Source organism: Catellatospora tritici (assembly GCF_019083965.1).
Taxonomy (GTDB): Bacteria; Actinomycetota; Actinomycetes; order Mycobacteriales; family Micromonosporaceae; genus Catellatospora; species Catellatospora tritici.
On sequence record NZ_JAHRCY010000001.1, the window covers coordinates 303,343 to 322,844 of the forward strand.

Annotated in this window: 15 protein-coding genes; 4 read left to right on the plus strand and 11 right to left on the minus strand. The window is 72.1% G+C overall.

The window, feature by feature from the left end; genetic code table 11:
* Positions 1-89: 89 nt before the first annotated feature.
* The 3 genes from KUA19_RS01415 to KUA19_RS01425 form a co-directional block, all read right to left on the minus strand.
* Positions 90-1,400, minus strand: coding sequence for a D-arabinono-1,4-lactone oxidase (locus KUA19_RS01415; protein WP_308167266.1), 1,311 nt, complete (start codon positions 1,398-1,400; stop codon positions 90-92).
* Positions 1,397-2,563, minus strand: coding sequence for an alanine racemase (locus KUA19_RS01420; RefSeq protein ID WP_217394652.1), 1,167 nt, complete (start codon positions 2,561-2,563; stop codon positions 1,397-1,399). The genes KUA19_RS01415 and KUA19_RS01420 overlap by 4 nt, the downstream gene beginning before the upstream one ends.
* Before the next feature lie 68 nt (positions 2,564-2,631).
* The gene (locus tag KUA19_RS01425; protein WP_217394026.1) at positions 2,632-3,933 is read right to left on the minus strand and encodes an MFS transporter; all 1,302 of its coding nucleotides are present in this window, start codon (positions 3,931-3,933) and stop codon (positions 2,632-2,634) included.
* Positions 3,934-4,105: 172 nt separating this feature from the next.
* Here KUA19_RS01425 and KUA19_RS01430 point away from each other — a divergent pair, with 172 nt between their 5' ends.
* Both KUA19_RS01430 and KUA19_RS01435 read left to right on the plus strand, forming a co-directional pair.
* Complete coding sequence (locus KUA19_RS01430; protein WP_217394028.1) at positions 4,106-6,148, plus strand: right-handed parallel beta-helix repeat-containing protein; 2,043 nt, start codon at positions 4,106-4,108, stop codon at positions 6,146-6,148.
* Between the two features lie 121 nt (positions 6,149-6,269).
* Positions 6,270-9,386: an AfsR/SARP family transcriptional regulator gene (locus tag KUA19_RS01435; protein ID WP_217394030.1), complete on the plus strand. Its 3,117-nt coding sequence runs from the start codon at positions 6,270-6,272 to the stop codon at positions 9,384-9,386.
* Here KUA19_RS01435 and KUA19_RS01440 read toward each other — a convergent pair.
* The 7 genes from KUA19_RS01440 to KUA19_RS01470 form a co-directional block, all read right to left on the minus strand.
* A complete protein-coding gene (locus KUA19_RS01440; RefSeq protein ID WP_217394032.1) occupies positions 9,370-10,185 on the minus strand; it encodes an ABC transporter permease in 816 nt (271 codons plus the stop codon). The two genes, KUA19_RS01435 and KUA19_RS01440, sit on opposite strands and share 17 nt — an antisense overlap.
* The gene (locus KUA19_RS01445) at positions 10,182-11,135 is read right to left on the minus strand and encodes an ATP-binding cassette domain-containing protein (RefSeq protein WP_217394034.1); all 954 of its coding nucleotides are present in this window, start codon (positions 11,133-11,135) and stop codon (positions 10,182-10,184) included. The genes KUA19_RS01440 and KUA19_RS01445 overlap by 4 nt, the downstream gene beginning before the upstream one ends.
* Before the next feature lie 423 nt (positions 11,136-11,558).
* Entirely contained in the window at positions 11,559-13,199 is a 1,641-nt protein-coding gene (locus KUA19_RS01450; RefSeq protein WP_217394036.1) for an acetolactate synthase, read from the minus strand.
* Positions 13,200-13,258: 59 nt separating this feature from the next.
* A complete protein-coding gene (locus KUA19_RS01455; RefSeq protein ID WP_217394038.1) occupies positions 13,259-14,032 on the minus strand; it encodes an enoyl-CoA hydratase/isomerase family protein in 774 nt (257 codons plus the stop codon).
* Positions 14,033-14,139: 107 nt separating this feature from the next.
* Positions 14,140-14,517 (minus strand): YccF domain-containing protein, encoded by a 378-nt coding sequence (locus tag KUA19_RS01460; RefSeq protein WP_217394040.1) that lies wholly within the window; start codon positions 14,515-14,517, stop codon positions 14,140-14,142.
* Positions 14,518-14,535: 18 nt separating this feature from the next.
* Positions 14,536-15,150, minus strand: coding sequence for a ribonuclease FAU-1 family protein (locus KUA19_RS01465; RefSeq protein ID WP_217394042.1), 615 nt, complete (start codon positions 15,148-15,150; stop codon positions 14,536-14,538).
* Entirely contained in the window at positions 15,150-15,986 is an 837-nt protein-coding gene (locus KUA19_RS01470) for an ABC transporter ATP-binding protein (RefSeq protein WP_308167268.1), read from the minus strand. The genes KUA19_RS01465 and KUA19_RS01470 overlap by 1 nt, the downstream gene beginning before the upstream one ends.
* Before the next feature lie 153 nt (positions 15,987-16,139).
* Here KUA19_RS01470 and KUA19_RS01475 point away from each other — a divergent pair, with 153 nt between their 5' ends.
* Complete coding sequence (locus KUA19_RS01475; RefSeq protein ID WP_217394046.1) at positions 16,140-17,168, plus strand: ATP-binding cassette domain-containing protein; 1,029 nt, start codon at positions 16,140-16,142, stop codon at positions 17,166-17,168.
* Positions 17,165-18,142, plus strand: coding sequence for a DUF2705 family protein (locus KUA19_RS01480; RefSeq protein WP_217394048.1), 978 nt, complete (start codon positions 17,165-17,167; stop codon positions 18,140-18,142). The genes KUA19_RS01475 and KUA19_RS01480 overlap by 4 nt, the downstream gene beginning before the upstream one ends.
* Positions 18,143-18,276: 134 nt before the next feature.
* On the opposite strand, the gene KUA19_RS01485 is transcribed toward KUA19_RS01480, so the two are convergent.
* Positions 18,277-19,470, minus strand: coding sequence for an ROK family transcriptional regulator (locus tag KUA19_RS01485; protein WP_217394049.1), 1,194 nt, complete (start codon positions 19,468-19,470; stop codon positions 18,277-18,279).
* Positions 19,471-19,502: the final 32 nt, after the last annotated feature.

Below are 19,502 nucleotides of genomic sequence, written 5' to 3' on the forward strand. Positions count from 1 at the left end.
GGCCTTTGAAGCCGACCGCATCGGCGCGTCGCTACATCGCTGCGCGATGCCACGCTCCTTTACCGATGCGGTCGACGGCCGATCGCGGGTCAGGCGCCCAGCACCCGGTCCAGGTAGTCGTTGGCGAAGACCCGGTGGGGGTCCAGCTTGTCGCGGACGGCCTGGAAGTCGCCGAAGCGGGGGTACGACGCCGACAGGCTCTCCGCGTGCTGGGTGTGCATCTTGCCCCAGTGCGGCCGTCCGCCGTGCGCCCGGAAGATCTGCTCGGCGTAGGTGAAGTACAGGCCGGGGTCCTCTTTGTAGTAACGGTGGATCGCGACGTAGCCGGTGTCGCGGCCGTGCGCGGTGGACAGCCACAGGTCGTCGGGGGCCGCCGCGCGCACCTCCACCGGGAACGAGATCTTCCAGTTGTTCTGGTTGATCAGGCGGTCCAGCGCCCGCAGCACGTCGGGGACTTCCTCGCGGGGCAGCGCGTACTCCATCTCCCGGAAGCGCACCTCCCGCTTGGTGGTGAACACGCCGGTGGAGACGTCGGTGAACTCGCGGTTGTTGGTGAGCTTCTGCGCCAGCCGGTTCACCGGCGGGATCAGCCCCGGCACGGCCTTGCCCAGGCCGCAGACCACCGAGAACAGTTTGTTCGACATGAAGTCGTCGTCGACCCAGCGCTTGAACGAGCCCAGCGGCGCGCTCGGGGCGTCCATCGGCAGCCGGGTGTTGGTCTTGGTCAGCGCCGTGGTGGTGTGCGGGAACCAGTAGAACTCGAAGTGGTCGGGGCCGGTGGCCCGCTCCTCCCACGCGTTCAGCACCGCCGCCAGCGGCTCCGGCTTCTCCACCGCGTGCAGCTTGAACGCGGGCACGCACTGGACCGTCACGTCGACCAGCACGCCGAGCGCGCCCAGGCCCAGCCGGGCGGCGTCGAGCAGGTCGGCGTTGTTCTCCTCGTCGATGACGAGCAGGCCGCCGTCGGCGGTGGCCAGGGTGACGCCGGTGATCTGGGTGGCCAGGCCACCGAAGGCGGCGCCGGTGCCGTGGGTGCCGGTCGAGGTGGCGCCCGCGATGGTCTGCGCGTCGATGTCACCCATGTTCTGCAGCGCCAGGCCGTACGGGGCGAGCAGTTCGGGCAGGCGGTAGAGGTGGGTGCCCGCCGCCAGGGTGACCCGCGCGCGGTCGGTGTCGACCTTGACGATGCCCTGGAGATTGCGCAGGTCGAGCTGTACGCCCGGCGCCAGCGCGATCCCGGTGAAGCTGTGCCCGGCGCCGATCGGCTTGACCCGCAGGCCCTCGGCGCGCGCGGCGGCGATCGCCTGCACGACCTCGTCCGGGCTGCCCGGGTACGCCACCCGGGCCGGGGTCACGCTCTCGACCCGCCCCCAGTTGCGCCACACCTTGTCGTTGCTCACAGGAAGGCCTTCCCCTCACCACGGTATGTGGCCACCGACCCGGCGACCCGCTCCCCGTCCACCACGTAAAGCTCGTTGACGTGTTCGCTCAGCTCGCCCGCCTTGGTGTGGCGCAGCCACACCCGGTCCCCCACCGTCAGCCGCCGCGCGGCCTCGCCGGTGACCGGGGTCTGCACCTCGCCCGCCATCTCCCGGGCCACCATGCGCAGCCCGGCGGGCCACACCGGCTGCGGCAGCCGGTCAGGGGCGGGCGGGCCGGAGGCGACCCAGCCGCCGCCCAGCAGTGTCACACGATCGGGCGCCGGGCGCCGTACGACCGGGAGCGCGAACGCGGCAGCGGGTGCGGGCGAGAAGTGGGCGTAGTTGTCGAACAGATGCGGGCCGAACAGGCCGGACCCGGCCGCGACCTCGGTGACCGAGGCGTCGGCGCCGCTGGCCTCCAGGCTGCCGGTGCCGCCCGCGTTGACGAACTCGAGGTCGGCCAACTCCCGCACGGCGGCGACGGCCTCGCCACGGCGGCGGCGCAGTTCGGCCATGGAGGAGCGTTGGATCGCGCGGACCATCGCGCCGCGCAGGGGCTGTCCGGCGGGCTTGTTGCCCAGGCCCGCGATCTGCGCCTCGTACCCCATCATGCCGACCAGCTTGAAGCCCGGCCTGCGGACGACCTGCTGGGCGAGCTCGCGCGCGTCGGTGGCGTGGTGGACCGGGGAGCGCCAGACGCCGATGTGGCCGAGCAGCGGGCTCTTCCAGGAGGCGTCGAGTTCGAGGCAGATGCGGATCGGGGCGCGCCGGTCCGGCGCCACCACGGAGTCGATCAGGTCCAGGTGCGCCACCGAGTCGACCATGACGGTGACCCGGCTCGCCAGCTTCTCGTCGGCGGCCAGCGCGGCGTACGCGGCCCGGTCGGCGCTGGGGTAGCCGACCACCACGTCGTCGATGGTCTCGGCCAGCCACAGGCCCTCGGCCAGCGTGTACGCCAGCACGCCGTGGTAGCCGGGCAGCGCCAGCACCGCGTCGAGCACCGCCCGCACGCGCACCGACTTGGAGGCGACCCGAATCGGCACCCCGGCGGCCCGGCGGGCCATGTCGTGGGCGTTGTGCGACAGCGCGGCCAGGTTCAGCGCGCCGAAGACCGGGTCGAGGTGCGCGGTGGCCGCGTCCATTCCCGCCCAGTACGCGTCCCGGTCGCGCCAGGGCTGCCGGTCCGTGGGCGGGTGCAGGGTAAACGCGGTCAACGCACACTCCTCACCGGCAGCACGGCGAGCGCGCCGAGCACCGAGATGACACCGGACGCGAGGTACAGCACCCCGAATCCACCGAGATAGGCAACGACCGCCGCCCCGAGCAGCGGCGCGACCGCCTGCGGCACGGCGGTGGCGATGTTCATGATGCCCAGGTCCTTGCCGCGCGCGGCCGGGTCGGGCAGCACCTGGGTGGCCAGCGCCTGGTCCACCGAGAGGAAGCAGCCGTAACCGAGGCCCAGCAGGCCCGCGCCGACGGTGGCCACGGTCAGGTTCGGGAACAGCGCCAGCAGCAGCGCGGCGATGCCCTGCAGCGCCGAGGAGATCAGCACGAACAGCTTGCGCCGCCCGATGCGGTCCGACAGGCGGCCCAGGAACAGCGAGGCCAGCACCACGAACAGCATGTAGATCAGGGTCAGCACCAGCAGCGAGTCGTCCGGGTTCGCCACCTTGACGTGGTACTTGAGGAAGTAGAGCAGCAGCGTGGTGCCCAGCGCGTTGCCGATGTTGACCAGGATGCGGCTGAGCAGGGTCCAGCCGAAGTCGGGGAAGCGCTTCGGGCTGATCCAGAACCCGCCGATGAGCTCGCCGAAAGTCAGCTTCGGGCGCTGCTCGCGGGTGAGCACCGCGTCCTTGGTGAACAGGAACGGAATCACCAGCACGACCAGCAGCGCGGCCATCGAGGCGTACCCGGTGAACTGGCCCAGGAAGACCGTGGTGACCAGGACGATGCCAGCGATGGTGCCGACGGCCTGCGGAGCGGAGATCCAGCCGGAGACGAAGCCGCGCTGGCCGACCGGCACCTGGTCGGAGATGGTCGCCGTCAGCGCGGCGGTGAGCACGCAGAACCCGACGATCGCGGCGGTCCACCAGGCTCCGATCGCGACGATGCCGTCCTGGCGGCCCAGCATCACCAGCGACACCGCGAACAGCAGCGTGCCCGCGGCGATCCACGGGCGGCGACGGCCGAAGCGGGACACGGTGCGGTCGGACAGGGCGCCGGTCAGCGGGTACGCCAGCAGCGCGAACACGCCCGCGATGCCCGACACCACCCCGAAGGCCACCACGTTGTCGACCCAGTCGTCGGCCTTGAGCTGCGCTTCGACCTGCACCGGCAGCAGCAACTGCACCGGGGTCAGCTGCGCCATCCAGATGCCCAGCCAGGCCAGCGCGAACAGGCTGATCCACCGGCCGGTCACCGGCGCGGTGGGCTCGGCGAACGGGGCGGGGCGCGCGCTGTCGGGCGCGGAGTTCTCGCTGCTCGCGCTCGCGAGGATGGCCGGTTCGGTCATGGGGGGTCCCTCGGCTGGGGCGGACGTCACGGCTGGTGCGAGCGGGAGCCTAGAGAACTTTTCATGTTTACGCCAGAGAGGCGCGCCGTGTCGCGTCGACACCCCGACCGAGCGAACGACGCGGGCCCCGACCCCTGGCGTGAACGTGAAACCTTCTCTAGGCTCCGCCGCCATGAAGGCACTCACTCGACTGCTGAGCGTGACGGTCATGGCGGCCATCGCCGCCCTCGGCGCGCAGACCGCGGCGTCGGCCCACGAGGAACGACCCACGCGGGAACTCGCCGGTACGGGCACCGTTCCGACGTACCGGACCACGGGCCCGACCCTGCTGGTGTGCAAGACCGACCCGGCCGACTTCGCCACCCGCGTCGCCGGGTTCCCCGCCGAACTCAAGGCCGCCAACGAGGCCCTGTGGCAGCAGTGCCAGACCGACGGCTACCGGCACCTGCAGGCCGCCGTCGACGCCGCCCAACTGCCCGGCACCATCATCAAGATGCTGCCCGGCCTCTACCTGGAGGAGCCGAGCCTGGCCCCGGCCACCGGCGAGTGCAAGGCGGTCGAGGACAACGCCACCCGCGGCAAGGTGTACGGCTACCCGGTGCTCACCTGGGACCAGCAGCTGGCCTGCCCGCACCTGGGCAACCTGGTGGCCATCCTGGGCAAGAAGGACCTGCAGATCGAGGGCACCGGCGCGAACCCGCTCGACGTGATCGTCGACGCGCAGTACAAGAAGCTCAACGCGATCCGGGCCGACAACGCCGACGGGATCTACTTCCGCAACCTGTCCGCGCAGCGCAGCCAGTTCAACGCCTTCTACGTGATGGAGACCGACGGCTTCGTCCTCGACCACACCCTGGGTCGCTGGAACGACGAGTACGCCTTCCTCACCTTCGCCGTCGACCACGGCCTCTACACCGACTGCGAGGGCTACGGCAACGGCGACTCCGCGATCTACCCCGGCGCCGCCTCGAACATCAACAAGGACCGCGGCCACGACGTGCCGCGCTATGCCGTGGAAATCCAGCGCTGCTACGGCCACCACAACACGCTGGGCTACTCCGGCACCGCCGGCGACTCGGTCTGGGTGCACGACAGCGTGTTCACCGACAACACCGCGGGCATCGCCACCGACAGCGCCTTCCCCGACCACCCCGGCATGCCGCAGAACCACTCGAGGTTCGAGCGCAACGTCATCGCCCACAACAACACCGACTACTACGCCCACATCGTCGACGGCAGCTGCAAGAAGCCGTTCGAGCAGCGCGGGTACGAGCAGGGCGTGGTGTGTCCGGCGGTCGGCCTGCCGGTCGGCACCGGCGTGGTGAACCCCGGCGGCAACTACAACATCTGGCGCGAGAACTGGATCTACGACAACCACTATTCCGGGTTCGTCACCAGTTTCGTGCCGGGCTTTGTCCGCAACGACACCCGCTTCGCGGCCCAGTTCGACACCTCGCACCACAACCGCTACCTGGACAACCGCATGGGCGTCAGCGAGAAGGGCGAGGCGAAGCCCAACGGGCTGAACTTCTGGTGGGACGGGCAGGGCGTGGGCAACTGCTGGACGGACATGTCCGACACCAACATCCGTACCCTGCCCGGCTGCGGCGACGACGACCTGCCCGCCATCGGCACGCACCGCTACCTCGGCGAGCCGGGCAACACGCTGAAGATGTACGCCTGCGCCGCGTACGACCAGGGTCGGCAGCACCTGCCGGTCGACTGCGACTGGTTCGGCGCGTACGCCGCGAAGGGGTTGGCGCGCATCGAGGTCAAGTGGGCGTTCGGCGGGGCGGTCGTGCTCGGGCTGCTGGCGATCGGCCTGTACTACCGACGCCTGCGCGACTCGAAGCGGGCCCTGCTCGGGCTGCTGCTCGCCGTGGCGGGCCTGACCGTCGGCGTCTTCGGCACCATCGACACCGGCAGCGTCCTGCACCCGATCGGCCTGGCCCTGTACGGCGCGGGCTTCGCATTGCTGGGCCTGGCGCTGCGGACCGCGGGCACTCGCAAACTCGGCACCACCACGCTGATCGTCGCGGTGTTCGCGCTGCTGGGCGCGATCGACCACGGGCTGATCATGATCCCGTGGGTGCCGGTGTCGCCCGCGCTGCTACGCGTGCTCACCGAGTTCGTCTGGATCCCGTGGGCGCTGGGCGCGGCAGTCCTTCCCCGCCGCACCCCCACCCCGGCCGCCCCGCCGCCCACGCCCGCCTAGATCACTCAAGTTGCCGGGCAATCGGGGGAATCAGCCCTCAAGATACGCACGATTGCCCGGCAACTTGGACGATCAACCTCGGGCGTGAAGAGGTGAGCGGTGGCAGGGCAGAATCGGCGGGGTGAGGATCTGCCTGCTCGGGCCGCTGGAGGTGCGCGGCGCCGACGGCGCGCCGGTGGCGCTGGCCGGCGCGCGCCTGCGTACGCTGCTGATCCGCTTGGCCCTCGACCCCGGCCGGGTCGTCACCCACGCCGCCCTCGTCGACGCGGTATGGCCCGACGACCCGCCCGCCAACACCGCCAACGCGCTGCAGGCCCTGGTGTCCCGGCTGCGCCGGGCCGTGCCCGGCCTGGAGATCGAGCCACACCCGGCCGGTTACCGGCTCATCCTGGCCACCGACGACCTCGACGTGACCGTCTTCGAGAAGCTGCGCGCCGCGGGCGACCTTGACGCGGCGCTGGCGCTGTGGCGCGGTCCGGCGCTGGCCGAGGTGGCGGGCGCCGACTTCGCCCGGGGCACCGCGGCGCGGCTGACCGAGCAGCTCACCAGCGCGCGCGAGGAGCGGCTGGCCGCCGCCGGGGACCACGCCGACCTGGCCGAGATCGAGGAACTGGTCGCGGCGCACCCGCTGCGCGAGCGGCCGGTACTGCTGCTGATGCGGGTGCTGCGGGCGCGCGGACGGGCGCCACAGGCCCTGGCCGCGTACGAGCGGTTGCGGGCCGAGCTCGACGCCACGCTCGGCACCGACCCGTCGCCGGAGCTGGCCGCGCTGCACGTGGAGATCCTGCGCGACACCGGGCCCGCCGCACCCACCGCCAGCGGGCTGCCCGCCGGGCTGACCTCGTTCGTCGGGCGCGAGCGGGAACTGGTCCGGGTGACCGAGCTGGCCGCCGGGCACCGGCTGGTCACGCTCACCGGGCCGGGCGGCACCGGCAAGACCCGACTGTCCGTGGAAGTCGCCCGCGACCTGGCCGGGCGCCTGCCCGGCGGCGTGGCGCTGGTGGAACTGGCCGCCGTCACCGAGCCCGACCAGGTGCCGTACGCGGTGGCCGCGGCGCTCGGACTGCGCGACCAGTCGGCGCTGTCGCAGGGCGTCCGCCCGGCGGCCCGACGGGACGCGACCGAACGGCTCGCCGACGCGCTGGCCAACCGGCAGGCGCTGATCGTGCTCGACAACTGCGAACACCTGCTGGAGGCGGCCGCGCACCTGGCCGCGGTGCTGCTGGCGGCCTGCCCGCGGCTGCGGATCATCGCGACCAGCCGGGAACCGCTCGGCGTCCTCGGCGAGGCGCTGTGGCCGGTGCTGCCGCTGGCGGTGCCGCCCCCGGGCGCCGGGCCCGACGAGGCGGCGGGCTATCCCGCGATGCGGCTGCTGGTGGAACGGGCGATGGCGGGGCGGCCGGACTTCGTCCTCGACGACGGCAACACCGCCGCGATGACCGTGCTGTGCCGGGCGCTGGACGGGGTGCCGTTGGCGATCGAGCTGGCCGCCGCGCGGCTGCGTACGCTGCCGCCCGAGCAGCTCGCCGCGCGCCTGGGCGACCGGTTCCGGCTGCTCAGCGGCGGCAACCGCACCGCGCTGCCGCGCCACCAGACGCTGCGCGCCGTGGTCGACTGGAGCTGGGACCTGCTCACCCCCGCCGAGCAGGCGGTATGGCGCCGCCTGTCGGTCTTCGCGGGCGGTGCCACGCTCGCCGCCGCCGAGGCGGCCTGCGCCGAGCTGGGCAGCGACACCGTCGACGTGCTCGCCGCCCTGGTCGACAAGTCGATCCTGCGCCTGTCCGGCGACCGCTACCAGCTTCTGGAGACCATCCGCGAGTACGGCCTGGACCGCCTGGACGAGTCCGGTGAGCACGGCGCGGCGGTGCGGGCGCACAGCGCGTACTTCCTGGAGTTGGCCGAGACGGCCGAGCCGCTGCTGCGCCGCGCCGAGCAGGTGACCTGGCTGCGGCGGCTGCGCGCCGACCACGACAACCTGCTGGTGGCGCTGCGACGGGCGCTGCACGCCCGCGACGCCGAGCTGTCGGTGCGCCTCGCCGCGGCGCTGGGCTGGTACTGGTGGCTGTCCGGTCACCGGGCCGAGGGCGGTCACCTGGGTGCCGAGGCGATGGCACTGGACGGGCCCGCACCGGGCCGGGCACGCGCCGTGGCCTGCGCCGCCGCCGCGCTCAACCTGATCGAGGGCACCGGTGACGTGGAGCAGGTCCGCGCGCTGTTCGAGCAAGCGGTGGCGCTGGCCGAGCGGGCACCCGGCGAGCACCCGCTGCTGGCGCTGATCGGGCCCGCGCAGCGGCTGATGACCGTCGTCTACACCGACGGCAACTGGTTCTCCGACGGCGCGCCCACCCACTTCGCCCGCCTGTTCGACCACCCCGAACCGTGGGTGGCGGCCACGGCCCGTGCCTTCCACGCCCACGCCGCCCTGAACCTCGGCCAGTCGCACGTAGAGGCGACAGTGGACTTCATCGCGGCGCTGGACGTCTACCGCCGGATCGGTGACCGCTGGGGCATGGCGCTGGTGCTGGAGGCGCTGTCCACGTTGGAGACCCAGCGCGGGGCGTACGGGCGGGCGGCGGACGCGGCCGGGGAGGCCATCGCGCTGCTGACCGAGCTGGGCACCACCGACGACCTGGTCACGCTGCAGTTGCGGCTGGCGCAGGCGCGGTGGCTGGACGGGCGCCTCGACGAAGCTGTCGTCGCGCTGAACGAGGCTCAGGTGACCGCCGACCGGCATGGTTCGCCGGTGAACCTGGCCGCGCTGGCGTACGCGTGGAGCAACCTGCACCGCGTCAACGGTGAGATCGACCAGGCCTGGGAACGGGTCGAGCAGGCCGAGGGACTGGTCCGCGAGCTGGCCGTGGCCCCGCAGTTCCGGGCGGTGATGGCCAGCGCCAAGGGGCAGCTCGCCGGGGCGCGCGGCGACCTGGCCGCCGCCCGTGAGCACCACACCCGAGCACTGGAGCACGCACTGTCGGCAGTGGATTCACCGGTCGTGGGTCACACCCTGGTGGGCTGCGCCGACCTGGCCCTGCGCGAGGGGGACCCGGCGCTGGCGGCGACGCTGCTCGGGGCGGCCCGCGCGGTCAACGGCGCGGTGGACCACTCGCTGGTGGATCTGCCCGCCATCGAGCAGGCCGCCCGGTCAGCCCTGGACGAGCAGACGTTCGCGGCGGCCTACCAGCGAGGGCAGGCCGCCGACATGAGCACCGTGCGCGCGCTGACTACACGCGCTTCCTGAAGCGCCACACCGCGATCGGTGCGACGACCACCACCAGCCCCGCCGCCCACAGCAGCGAACTCGTGATCGGACCGACCTGCACCGGACCGTTCAGCAGCCCACGTACCGCGTCGGCAAGGATCGTCACCGGGTTGACCTTCACCCAGGTCTGCAGCCAGCCCGGCATGGTGGCCGTCGGGGCGAACACGTTGCTGGTGAAGGTCAGCGGGAACACCACCGCGAACACGAACAGCTGCACCTTGTCCGGTTCGTCGACGAGCACGCCGACCAGCACCGCGATCCACGAGACGCCCAGGCAGAACGCCAGCATCAGTGCGAACGCGCCCAGCACGTGCCAGAAGTCCGTGCCGACCCGGAAGCCCATCAGCACGCCCACGCCCAGCAGCAGCGCCACCGACCAGGCCTGCTTGACCGTGTCGGCGACGATCCGCCCGGCCAGGGGTGAGAAGCGGGCGATCGGCAGCGACCGCAGCCGGTCGAACACGCCCTTGGTCAGGTCGACATTGAGCATCACGCCGATGTTCATGGTGGCGAAGATGGTGTTCTGCACGATGATCCCCGGCAGCGCGAACTGCAGATAGGTCCCGGTGTCCCCGGAGATCGCCCCACCGAACACGTACGTGAACAGCAGCAGGAACATCAGCGGCTGCACGCTCAGGTCCAGCAGCTCGAACGGGTTGTGCTTGACCTGCACCAGGCTGCGCCAGGCCAGGGTCATGGTGTGGCGCAGCCCCACGATCGGGCTCACCCGGGCGGCGGTCGTGGTCGGGGCCAGGGTGGTCGGGGCGAGCGTGGTCATGCGGGCACCTCTTCGGTGAGCTCGGCGCGGTGGCCGGTGAGGGCGAGGAAGACTTCGTCCAGGGTGGAGCCACGCAGCGCCAGTTCGGCGATGTCGACCTCGGCGTCGTCGAGGCGGCGTACCACCGCGGGCAGCACGGCCGGCTCGGTCACCCGCGCGGTGACCTCGGTGCCGGACAGCTCCGGCTCGCCGGCGGCCAGTTCGGCCACCACGCTGCGCACGATCGCGACGTCGGCGTCGTGCACAGGCCGCACCACCAGCGTCTGCGCGCCGGTGCGGGCCTTCAGCTCGGCGGGGGTGCCGCCCGCGATGACCCGGCCCTGGTCGACCACCACGATCTCGTCGGCGAGCTGGTCGGCCTCCTCCAGGTACTGCGTGGTCAGCAGCACGGTCACCCCGTCGGCGACCAGCCCACGCACGATGTCCCACATCTCGTTGCGGGCGCGCGGGTCCAGGCCGGTCGTCGGCTCGTCCAGGTACAGCAGGCGGGGGCGGCCAACCAGGCTCGCGGCCAGGTCGAGGCGTCTGCGCATACCCCCGGAGTAGGTCTTCGCGGCCCGGTCGGCCGCTTCCTCCAGCCGGAAGTCGACCAGCAGGGCCCGCGCCCGCGCCTTGGCGTCGGGCCGGGACATGCCCAGCAGACGGCCGATGAGCAGCAGGTTCTCCGCCCCGGTCAGGGTCTCGTCGACCGAGGCGTACTGGCCGGTCAGGCCGATCATGCTGCGCACCCGGTGCGCGTCACGCACCACGTCCAGCCCGCCGACCACGGCCCGGCCCTCGTCCGGCCGCAGCAGCGTGGCCAGGATGCGCACCATCGTGGTCTTGCCCGCGCCGTTGGGGCCGAGCACGCCCAGCACCGTCCCGGTGCGTACGGCCAGATCAACCCCGTTCAGCGCGGTGGTCTTGCCGAACCGCTTGACCAGCCCTTCGGCAACGATCGCATTCGTCATGCCGCAGACGGTGCCGCCCGCGCCTGACCGCCCCCTGACCCGCGCTGACATCCCGCTGACACGCCGCCGGCCCAGCCGCGACAGTTCCCTCCCGCCATCCTTTGCTCTGCACCCGAACGCTTGCTCTGCACCCACGGACGCACCAGGTTTGCACCACGTTGCGCCTTCGGGTGCAGAGCAAGGCCGTGGGTGCAGAGCAAAGCACGGCGACAATTGCGCCGACGGGTGCAGAGCAAGGCCGTGGGTGCAGAGCAAAGCACGGCGACAGTTGCGCCTTCGGGTGCAGAGCAAGGCCGTGGGTGCAGAGCAAAGCACGGCGACAGTTGCGCCTTCGGGTGCAGAGCAAGGCCGTGGGTGCAGAGCAAAGGTGCTGCGCGCATCACTGCTGACGCGGCGCGAGCGCCGCGTCAGCGAAGCTTCGCGTCAGGCGAGGTTGGCCGAGCGGGGGTACGCGTCGTCGGGGTCGGTGATGACGTTGACCAGGTACGGCACCCCGCTGGCGAACGCCCGGTCGAACGCCGCGCCGAGCTGGTCGGCGTCGCGGACAGTCTCGCCCGCCCCGCCCATCGCGCGCACCACCTCGTCGTAGCGCAGGGCGGGCTGCAGGTCGGCGGCGACGTCGTAGCCGTACATGGCGCGCATGGGGTGCTTCTCCAGGCCCCAGATGCCGTTGTTGCCGACGACCATCACCACGGGCAGGTGCTGGCGCACCAGCGACTCGACATCCATCAGCGAGAACCCGGCCGCGCCGTCGCCCATCAGCACGCAGATCTGCCGGTCGGGGTAGGTGATCCGGGCCCCCATGGCGTAGCCCATGCCGGTGCCCAGGCAGCCGTACGGGCCGGGGTCGAGCCAGCTGCCGGGCACGGACGGCTCCAGGTAGCGGCCCGCGTACGAGACGAAGTCGCCGCCGTCGCCGATGGTCACCGCGTCGGCGTCGAGCACCTTGCGCAGCTCGCCGTAGACCCGACTCGGCTTGATCAGCTCGCCGCCCGCCTGCATCTCCAGCTCGTGCTTGGCCGCGGCGGCCTGCTCGGCCTGGCGCAGCGCGGCCACCCAGTCGGTGTGGTCGGCCCGCGCACCGGCCCAGTCGGCCAGCCCGGTGAGGATGGCGCGCAGGTCTCCGGCCGGTGACAGCGCCACCTGGACGTGCTCGGCGCGCTGGCTCGGCGCGTCGACGATGTGGATCACCTCGGCGGCGCCGAAGTCGCCGAAGCCGAGGCGGAAGTCGAGCGGGGTGCCGATGACCACTACCACGTCGGCACCGTCGAGGGCCTTGCGGCGGGACTTGGCGAAGGCCAGCAGGTGGCTCGGCGGCAGCGCGCCGCGGCCCATGCCGTTGGCGAAGACCGGCACGGTCAACGCCTCGGCGGCGGCCCGCAGCGCGTCGACCGCGTCGCCGCCGTACACGTCGGAACCGGCGATGATGACCGGGCGCTGCGCCGTCGCGATGCGCCGGGCCGCCGCCTCGACCAGGTCGGGGTCGGGGTCGAGCACCGCCACCTGCGGCGCGACGACCTTGGCGTCACCGGTGCTGAAGACGACCTCCAGCGGCAGGTCCAGGAACGACGGTCCGCGGTGCGGGGTGAGCGAGTGCTCCAGGGCGGCGGTGACGGCCCCGGCGATGTCGTCGGTGGCGCCGACGGTGGCGGCGTGTTTGGTCACCGAGCGCACGATCGGCAGGTGGTCGATCTCCTGCAGCGAGCCGGACCCCCAGCGGAACTGCGGGGCCCGGCCGCCGAGCACGAGCACCGGCGCGGCGTTGAAGAACGCGCTGGTCAGGCCGGAGACGCCGTTGGTGACGCCGGGGCCGGCGGTGAGCACCGCGACCCCGGGCCGCCGTCGCAGCTTCGCCACGGCCTCGGCCGCGAACACCGCGGTCTGCTCGTGGCGTACGTCGTAGAGGGGGAAGCCGCTGGTGTGGGCCGCGTCGTACAGAGGGAACACGTGGCCGCCGGAGAGGGTGAACAGCTCCCCCACTCCCGCGGCGCGCAGCGCGGCCAGCGCGAGCTGCCCGCCGTGCCCCGAGACCTCGATGCCCGCACCGTCCACCGCAGCCGTCATCACGGCCTCCCTTCGATTGCCGGGAGCCTAACCGGCCCGCCGGAAAAGGTGAAGAGTTCTCACTTGCCGATGAACTTGGGGGTGCGCCGCTCCACGAACGCGGTCATGCCCTCGCGCCGGTCCTCGGTGGCGAACAGGGCCGCGAACAGCTGCGACTCCCACGCCAGCCCACCGGCCAGATCGCGGTCGAGCCCGCCGTCGATGGCGACCTTGGCCGCCCGCAGCGCCTGGGCGGGGCCGCCGACGTACCCGGCGACGAGCGCCTTGGCCTGGTCGTACACCATGTCGGCGGCACAGACCCGGTCGGCCAGGCCGATCGTCAGCGCCTCGGCGGCGTCGACCATCCGGCCGGAGAAGATGATGTCCTTGGCCTTGGCTGGGCCGACCAGCCGCGCCAGCCGCTGGGTGCCGCCCGCGCCGGGGATGATGCCGAGCTTGATCTCGGGCTGGCCGAGCTTGGCGTCCTCGGCGACCACACGCCAGTCGCAGGCCAGGGCCAGTTCGCAGCCGCCGCCGAGGGCGTAGCCGGTGATCGCCGCCACCACCGGCTTCGGAATCCGCGCCACCGCGTCGAACGCGCTGCTCAGCGCCCCGGCACGGGCCGACATGTCCACGTAGGACATGTCGGCCATCTCCTTGATGTCGGCGCCCGCGGCGAAGACCTTGGGTCCGCCGTAGACCACGACCGCGGCGATCCGGCCGTCGTCGGTGGCTGCCTGCGCGGCGGCCCGCAGTTCCTCCTGCACCTGCACGTTGAGCGCGTTCATCGGCGGGCGTTCCAGCCGGATGGTGCCGATGCCACCGTCGATCTCCAGGTTGACGAACTCGCCCACCGCTGCTGCCTCCTCGTCGAGTGCCGAATGCCGCTTCGAGCCTAACGGTCGCTAAGCCGCCGTCGAAGCACCACCGGCGGGCACCGCCGGACAGCGTCGGCGGACGGTCAGGCGCGGGCCACGATCTCCCGGCCCAGTGGCCACAGCGCGGCAGGCACCAGCTTGAAGTTCGCGATGCCGAACGGGATGCCGATGATCGTCAGGCACAGGGCCACCCCGGCGGTGATGTGCATCAGCGCCAGCCACCAGCCCGCCACGATCAGCCACACGATGTTCGCCAGGGTCGAGGCCAGACCGGCGCTGGGCCGTTCCACGATGTCGTGTCCGAACGGCCAGAACGCGTACCGGGCCAGCCGGAACGAGGCCACGCCGAACGGGATGGTCACGATCAGGACGAAGCAGATGATGCCCGCGAGCCCGTACGCCAGACCGAGCAGGAAACCGCTGCCGAAGATGAACCACAGGATGTTGAGGAGAGTCCGCATACCCTCGATGCTGACGCCTCAGGGCAAGGTCGGTGCGAGATCGTCCCATCCGGCGGGCAGCTGCCGCGGCAGCCAGCGGGGATCGGGCCGCCAGTCGGCCCAGGAGTCGCTCCACCAGCGTTCGCCCGCGTCGAGCAGCCGGGCCACCCGGTCGCCCTCGGCCTGGATCGCCTCCATCCGCCCCGGATAGCGCACCGGTCCGGTCTGCGCGAACTCGACCTCGTCCTTCCACTCCCAGCGCGGCGCGCCCGGCGCCCAGTGCAGGTCGAGCTCGTGGTCGAGGGTGTCGAAGCCGATCGCGGTACGCCGGGGCGCGTCCTGGAGGTTGAAGTACCACCCGTTCCAGGTGCGCCGCGGGCCCTTCCAGAACACGAAGACGGCGTGGTCGATGCCCGGGAAGTGCAGCGCCAGCATGCCGTGGCCGTGCCACTCCTGCCGCCCCTGCAGCTGGTACGGATGCTGCCCGGCCGGGAAGGCGCCGTGGCGCGGATATCCGAACCGGGTCCCGCCCGGCAGGAACGTCACCAGCAGATCGTCGGTGTCCTGCACGCAGATTCCGGCGTACCCGAACCACACCTCGCCGTGCATGATCTCCCGGCGCACGATCGTGTCACCGGGCGCGAACCGCCGCATCAGGCCGCGCGCGCGGCGTACCGACCGCCGGACGAGGTGACCGTCAGCGGCAGCCCGAACGTCTCCGACAGGTGCTCCGACGTGATCACGTCCTGCATCGGACCGGAGGCGACGATGCCGCCCTCGCGCAGCAGCATCGCGTGGGTGAAGCTCGGCGGGATCTCCTCGACGTGGTGGGTGACCAGCACCAACGCGGGCGCGTCCGGGTCGGCCGCGAGCTCCGACAGCCGGGCCACCAGGTCCTCGCGGCCGCCCAGGTCCAGCCCGGCCGCGGGCTCGTCCAGCAGCAGCAGCTCCGGGTCGGTCATCAGGGCGCGGGCGATCTGGGTGCGCTTGCGCTCGCCCTCGGACAGGGTGCCGTACTGCCGCTCGGCGAAACCGGCCATGCCCCACTCGCCGAGCAGCTGCTCGGCCCGCGCCAGGTCCATCGGGTCGTACGACTCCCGGAACCGTCCGACGACCGACCACGACGCGGTCACCACCACGTCGCGGACCAGCTCGCTCGCCGGGATGCGTTCGGCCAGCCCGGCCGTGGACAGGCCGATGCGGGTGCGCAGCTCGTGCATGTCGACCCGGCCGATGCGCTCGCCCAGCACGTATACGGAGCCCTTGGTGGGGTGGGCCCGCCCGGCGGCCAGGTGCAGCAGCGTGGTCTTGCCCGCGCCGTTGGGACCCAGCACGACCCAGCGCTCGTCCAGCTCGACCCGCCACGAGACCTCACGCAGCAGATGCTGGCCCTCGCGGACCACGTCGACCTGGTCGGCGGCGATCACCAGATCGGGGTCGTCGGCGGCGACTTCGGGTGCGGCGGCAAAGGCGCGGTGCTGTCCTGACACAGCCGATATCCAATCACGCCCGGCACTGCGCGCGTGCGACCCTGCCAGCCAGATCACACTCGGCGCTGTCGTGGTCCCGTACCGTCACCTGCCCCCACGGATCGGCGCCTGGCACGTACGGTGAGCCGATCCCCTCACCTACTAGGAGGCGCGTTGACCGCCGTCATCGAGATCAGCGGCCTGCGCAAGACGTTCAGCAGCGTGCGGCGCGGTCGGCAGACCGCCCTCGACGGGTTCGACATGGAGGTGCGCGCCGGTCAGATCCACGGCTTCCTCGGGCCGAACGGCTCCGGCAAGACCACCACCCTGCGTACGCTGCTGGGCCTGATGCGGGCCGACTCCGGCACCATGCGCATCCTCGGCACGCCGAGTGAGCACTACGCCACCGTGGCGCACCGGGTGGGCGCGATCGTCGAGAGCCCGGCGTTCTTCCCCGGCTTCAGCGGCCGAAAGACGCTGCAGATCCTGGCCACGGCGGGTGGCGTGCCCGCGACCCGGGTCGACGAGGTGCTCACCACCGTCGGCCTGCGCGACCGGGCCGACGACCTGGTCAAGGGCTACTCCTTGGGTATGCGGCAGCGCCTGGCCGTCGCCTCGGCCCTGCTCAAGCAGCCTGAGCTGCTGATCCTGGACGAGCCCGCCAACGGCCTGGACCCGTCGGGCATCCACGCGATGCGGACCCTGATGAGCGACCTCGCCGCGAGCGGCGTCACGGTGCTGATCTCCAGCCATCTGCTGGCGGAGATCGAACAGGTCTGCGACTCGGTCACCATCATCTCGCGCGGCCGCCGGGTGACGCACGGTCCGGTGGCGCAGGTGCTGGCCGGGCACGCCACCGGCGAGTTCCGCCTCCAGGTCGCCGACGCGTCGGCCGCGGTGCAGGTGCTGCGCGACTCGGGCCGCAGCGCTCGCGTCGACGGCGGCTTCGTGGTGGTGGGCGGGGTCGACGACCCGGCCTGGATCACGCGGACGCTGGGCGAGGCCGGGCTCTGGCTGTCCGAGCTCGTCGCGATCGCCCCGGACCTGGAGAGCGTCTTCCTCGACCTCACCGAGACCCGCCCCAGACCGGGCGAGCCGCCGCAGGTCGAGGACGTGACCCCGACCGACGAGCCGGCGCCCGTCCCCGCGCTCGTCCCCGCCGAGTCCCCCGTCATCGACCTCGACCCGAAGGAGCCCGCGTGAACCTCGCGAAAGCCGAGCTGAACCGGCTGATGTCGCGCCGGTTCGGCAAGCTCATGGTGGTGGTCCTGTTCGCGGTCTTCGGGCTGACCGTGGCCGTCATGATGATCGAGAGCAGCCGCCCGTCCGACGAGGCGTGGGCCGAGGCGCGCCAGACGGCCACGGAGGTGCGCACCCAGCAGCTGCGGGACCACCAGCAGTGCCTCGACGCGCAACTGCCGGACACGGAGGCGCCGCCGGAACTGCAGGACAAGTTCCGTGGCGTCGACTGCGGCGTGTTCGACGCCGCCCAGGTCAGGGACGAGCAGTTCCTGTCCGGGGTGTTCGTGTTCAGTGACGAGATCCCGGGCCTGGTGTACATGCTCGCGGCGTATCTCGCGTTCTTCGGGTTCCTGATCGCGGCGTCGTTCATCGGCGCCGAGATGAGCAGCGGGGGCCTGATCAACCTGCTCCTGTGGCGGCCCCAACGCGGCGTCGTGTACGGCACCAAGCTCGGGGTCCTGCTCGCCGGGCTGGCCGTGTTCGACATCGGCTTCACGGTGCTCTACGTCGGCGTGTTCTGGGTGCTCGCCGCGACCACCGGCTGGGCGGGCCACCTCGGCGGGGACTTCTGGCTCGACCTGACCGACCTGACCCTGCGCGGGCTGCTGCTGGCACTGGTGGTCGCGGCCTGCGCGTACGCCATCGCCACCATCGGGCGGCACACCGCCGCGGCGCTGGGCGTCTTCGTCGGTTACGTGATCGGCTGGGAACTGGGCGCGCGGCTCGTCTTCGAGCTGATCAACCTGGAGCCCAACGATCCGTTCTTCCTGTCCACCTACGTCGTCGCCTGGGTAAACGACGGGTTCCGGTACTGGAACGGCTTCGACGGTGACCTGGTCATCGACGGCGGCACCGGCGCCGCCGTGCTGCTCGGCCTGGCCGTCCTGCTCGTGACGGGAGGCTACTTCAGCTTCCGCCGCCGCGACCTGACCTGACCTGACCGCGCTCGCTCGCTCCGCTCGCTTCGTGAGGCTGCAGTTTCGGGGAAACTGCAGCCTCACTGGCGTGAATTCCAGCACTTTCCCTGAAACTGCAGCCCCGTCCGCGCGCCGCGCGCGGGGGCGTGGGGTCAGTCGACGGTGGAGCCGAAGACCTCGTCGCGGACGGTGTCCAGGGCGGTCAGCAGGGCGCCACGCAGCACCGGCTCGTCGGAGACGCCGGTGACGACCACGCGGGGCGCGACCGGGCTGATCGCGGCCACCTCGTGCTGCACCCGCTCGGCCAGCGGGGTGCCGCCCGCGGCGCCGACCTCGCCGGTGAGCACCACCAGCGGCGGGTCCAGCACCAGGCAGGAGGCGGCGACGCCGAGCGCCAGCCGCCGGGCGAGTTCGTCGAGGACCGGGCCGCCCTTCGTACCGGCCGCGATGGCGGCCTTCACCGCGTCGGCGGCGTTGGGGGCGCGGAAACCGTGCTCGCGGGCGACGGCGCGGACCGCGTCGGCACCGGCGACCATCTGGAACGCGCCCTTGCCGACGCGGCGGCTGACGTCGCGCGGGATCTCGGCCCCCGGCACCGGCAGGTAGCCGATCTCACCGGCGGCGCCGGAGAAGCCGCGGTGCAGGCGCCCGCCGAGCATGACCGCCAGACCGATACCGGCGCCGACCCAGACCAGCAGGAAGTCGCCGACCTCGCGGGCGGCGCCCAGGTGCGACTCGGCCACGGCGGCCAGGTTCACGTCGTTCTCGAACAGGATGGTGGTGTGCAGGTCGTCGCGCAGCGCGGCGGCCAGACCCCGCTGCCAGCGCGGCAGGTTGAACGCGAAGACGATGTCGCCGCTGTTCGGGTCGACCAGACCCGGGGTGCCCAGCACGATGCGGCGTACGGCGCTGAGCGGGGCACCGGCCTGGGCGGCGGCGGTGACCACGGCGTCGTGCACCAGGCGCACGGGGTCGTCGACCCCGCCGCTGTTCTCGGTCTGCATGGACACCTCGACCCGGCCCACCACCGCGCCGGTGATGTCCGCGCAGGCCGCGGTGACCTGGTCGACCCCGACCTCCACGCCCACCACGTACGCGCTGCCGGGGCTGACGCTGTAGAGCTGCGCGTTGGGTCCGCGGCCGCCGGCCTGCTCACCCACGCGGCGGACCAGGCCCCGCTCCTCGAGCCGTTCGACCAGCTGGGAAGCGGTCACCTTGGACAGGCCGGTCAGCTCGCCGAGCTGCGAGCGAGTCAGGGGACCACGCGCCAGCAGCAGCTCCAGCGCGGCTCGGTCGTTGAGCGCGCGGAGAAGTCGGGGGGTGCCTGGTTGGGAAACTGCGGCCATGGTCGATCATCCTAGGTGCTCGCCGCAGTGTA

Bases quoted from the DNA above. Each gene is read 5' to 3' on its own strand.
- KUA19_RS01420 (WP_217394652.1), bottom strand. From the start codon at position 2,563: ATGGACGCGGCCACCGCGCACCTCGACCCGGTCTTCGGCGCGCTGAAC.
- KUA19_RS01425 (WP_217394026.1), bottom strand. From the start codon at position 3,933: ATGACCGAACCGGCCATCCTCGCGAGCGCGAGCAGCGAGAACTCCGCG.
- KUA19_RS01430 (WP_217394028.1), top strand. From the start codon at position 4,106: ATGAAGGCACTCACTCGACTGCTGAGCGTGACGGTCATGGCGGCCATC.
- KUA19_RS01440 (WP_217394032.1), bottom strand. From the start codon at position 10,185: ATGACCACGCTCGCCCCGACCACCCTGGCCCCGACCACGACCGCCGCC.
- KUA19_RS01445 (WP_217394034.1), bottom strand. From the start codon at position 11,135: ATGACGAATGCGATCGTTGCCGAAGGGCTGGTCAAGCGGTTCGGCAAG.
- KUA19_RS01450 (WP_217394036.1), bottom strand. From the start codon at position 13,199: ATGACGGCTGCGGTGGACGGTGCGGGCATCGAGGTCTCGGGGCACGGC.
- KUA19_RS01460 (WP_217394040.1), bottom strand. From the start codon at position 14,517: ATGCGGACTCTCCTCAACATCCTGTGGTTCATCTTCGGCAGCGGTTTC.
- KUA19_RS01465 (WP_217394042.1), bottom strand. From the start codon at position 15,150: ATGCGGCGGTTCGCGCCCGGTGACACGATCGTGCGCCGGGAGATCATG.
- KUA19_RS01485 (WP_217394049.1), bottom strand. From the start codon at position 19,470: ATGGCCGCAGTTTCCCAACCAGGCACCCCCCGACTTCTCCGCGCGCTC.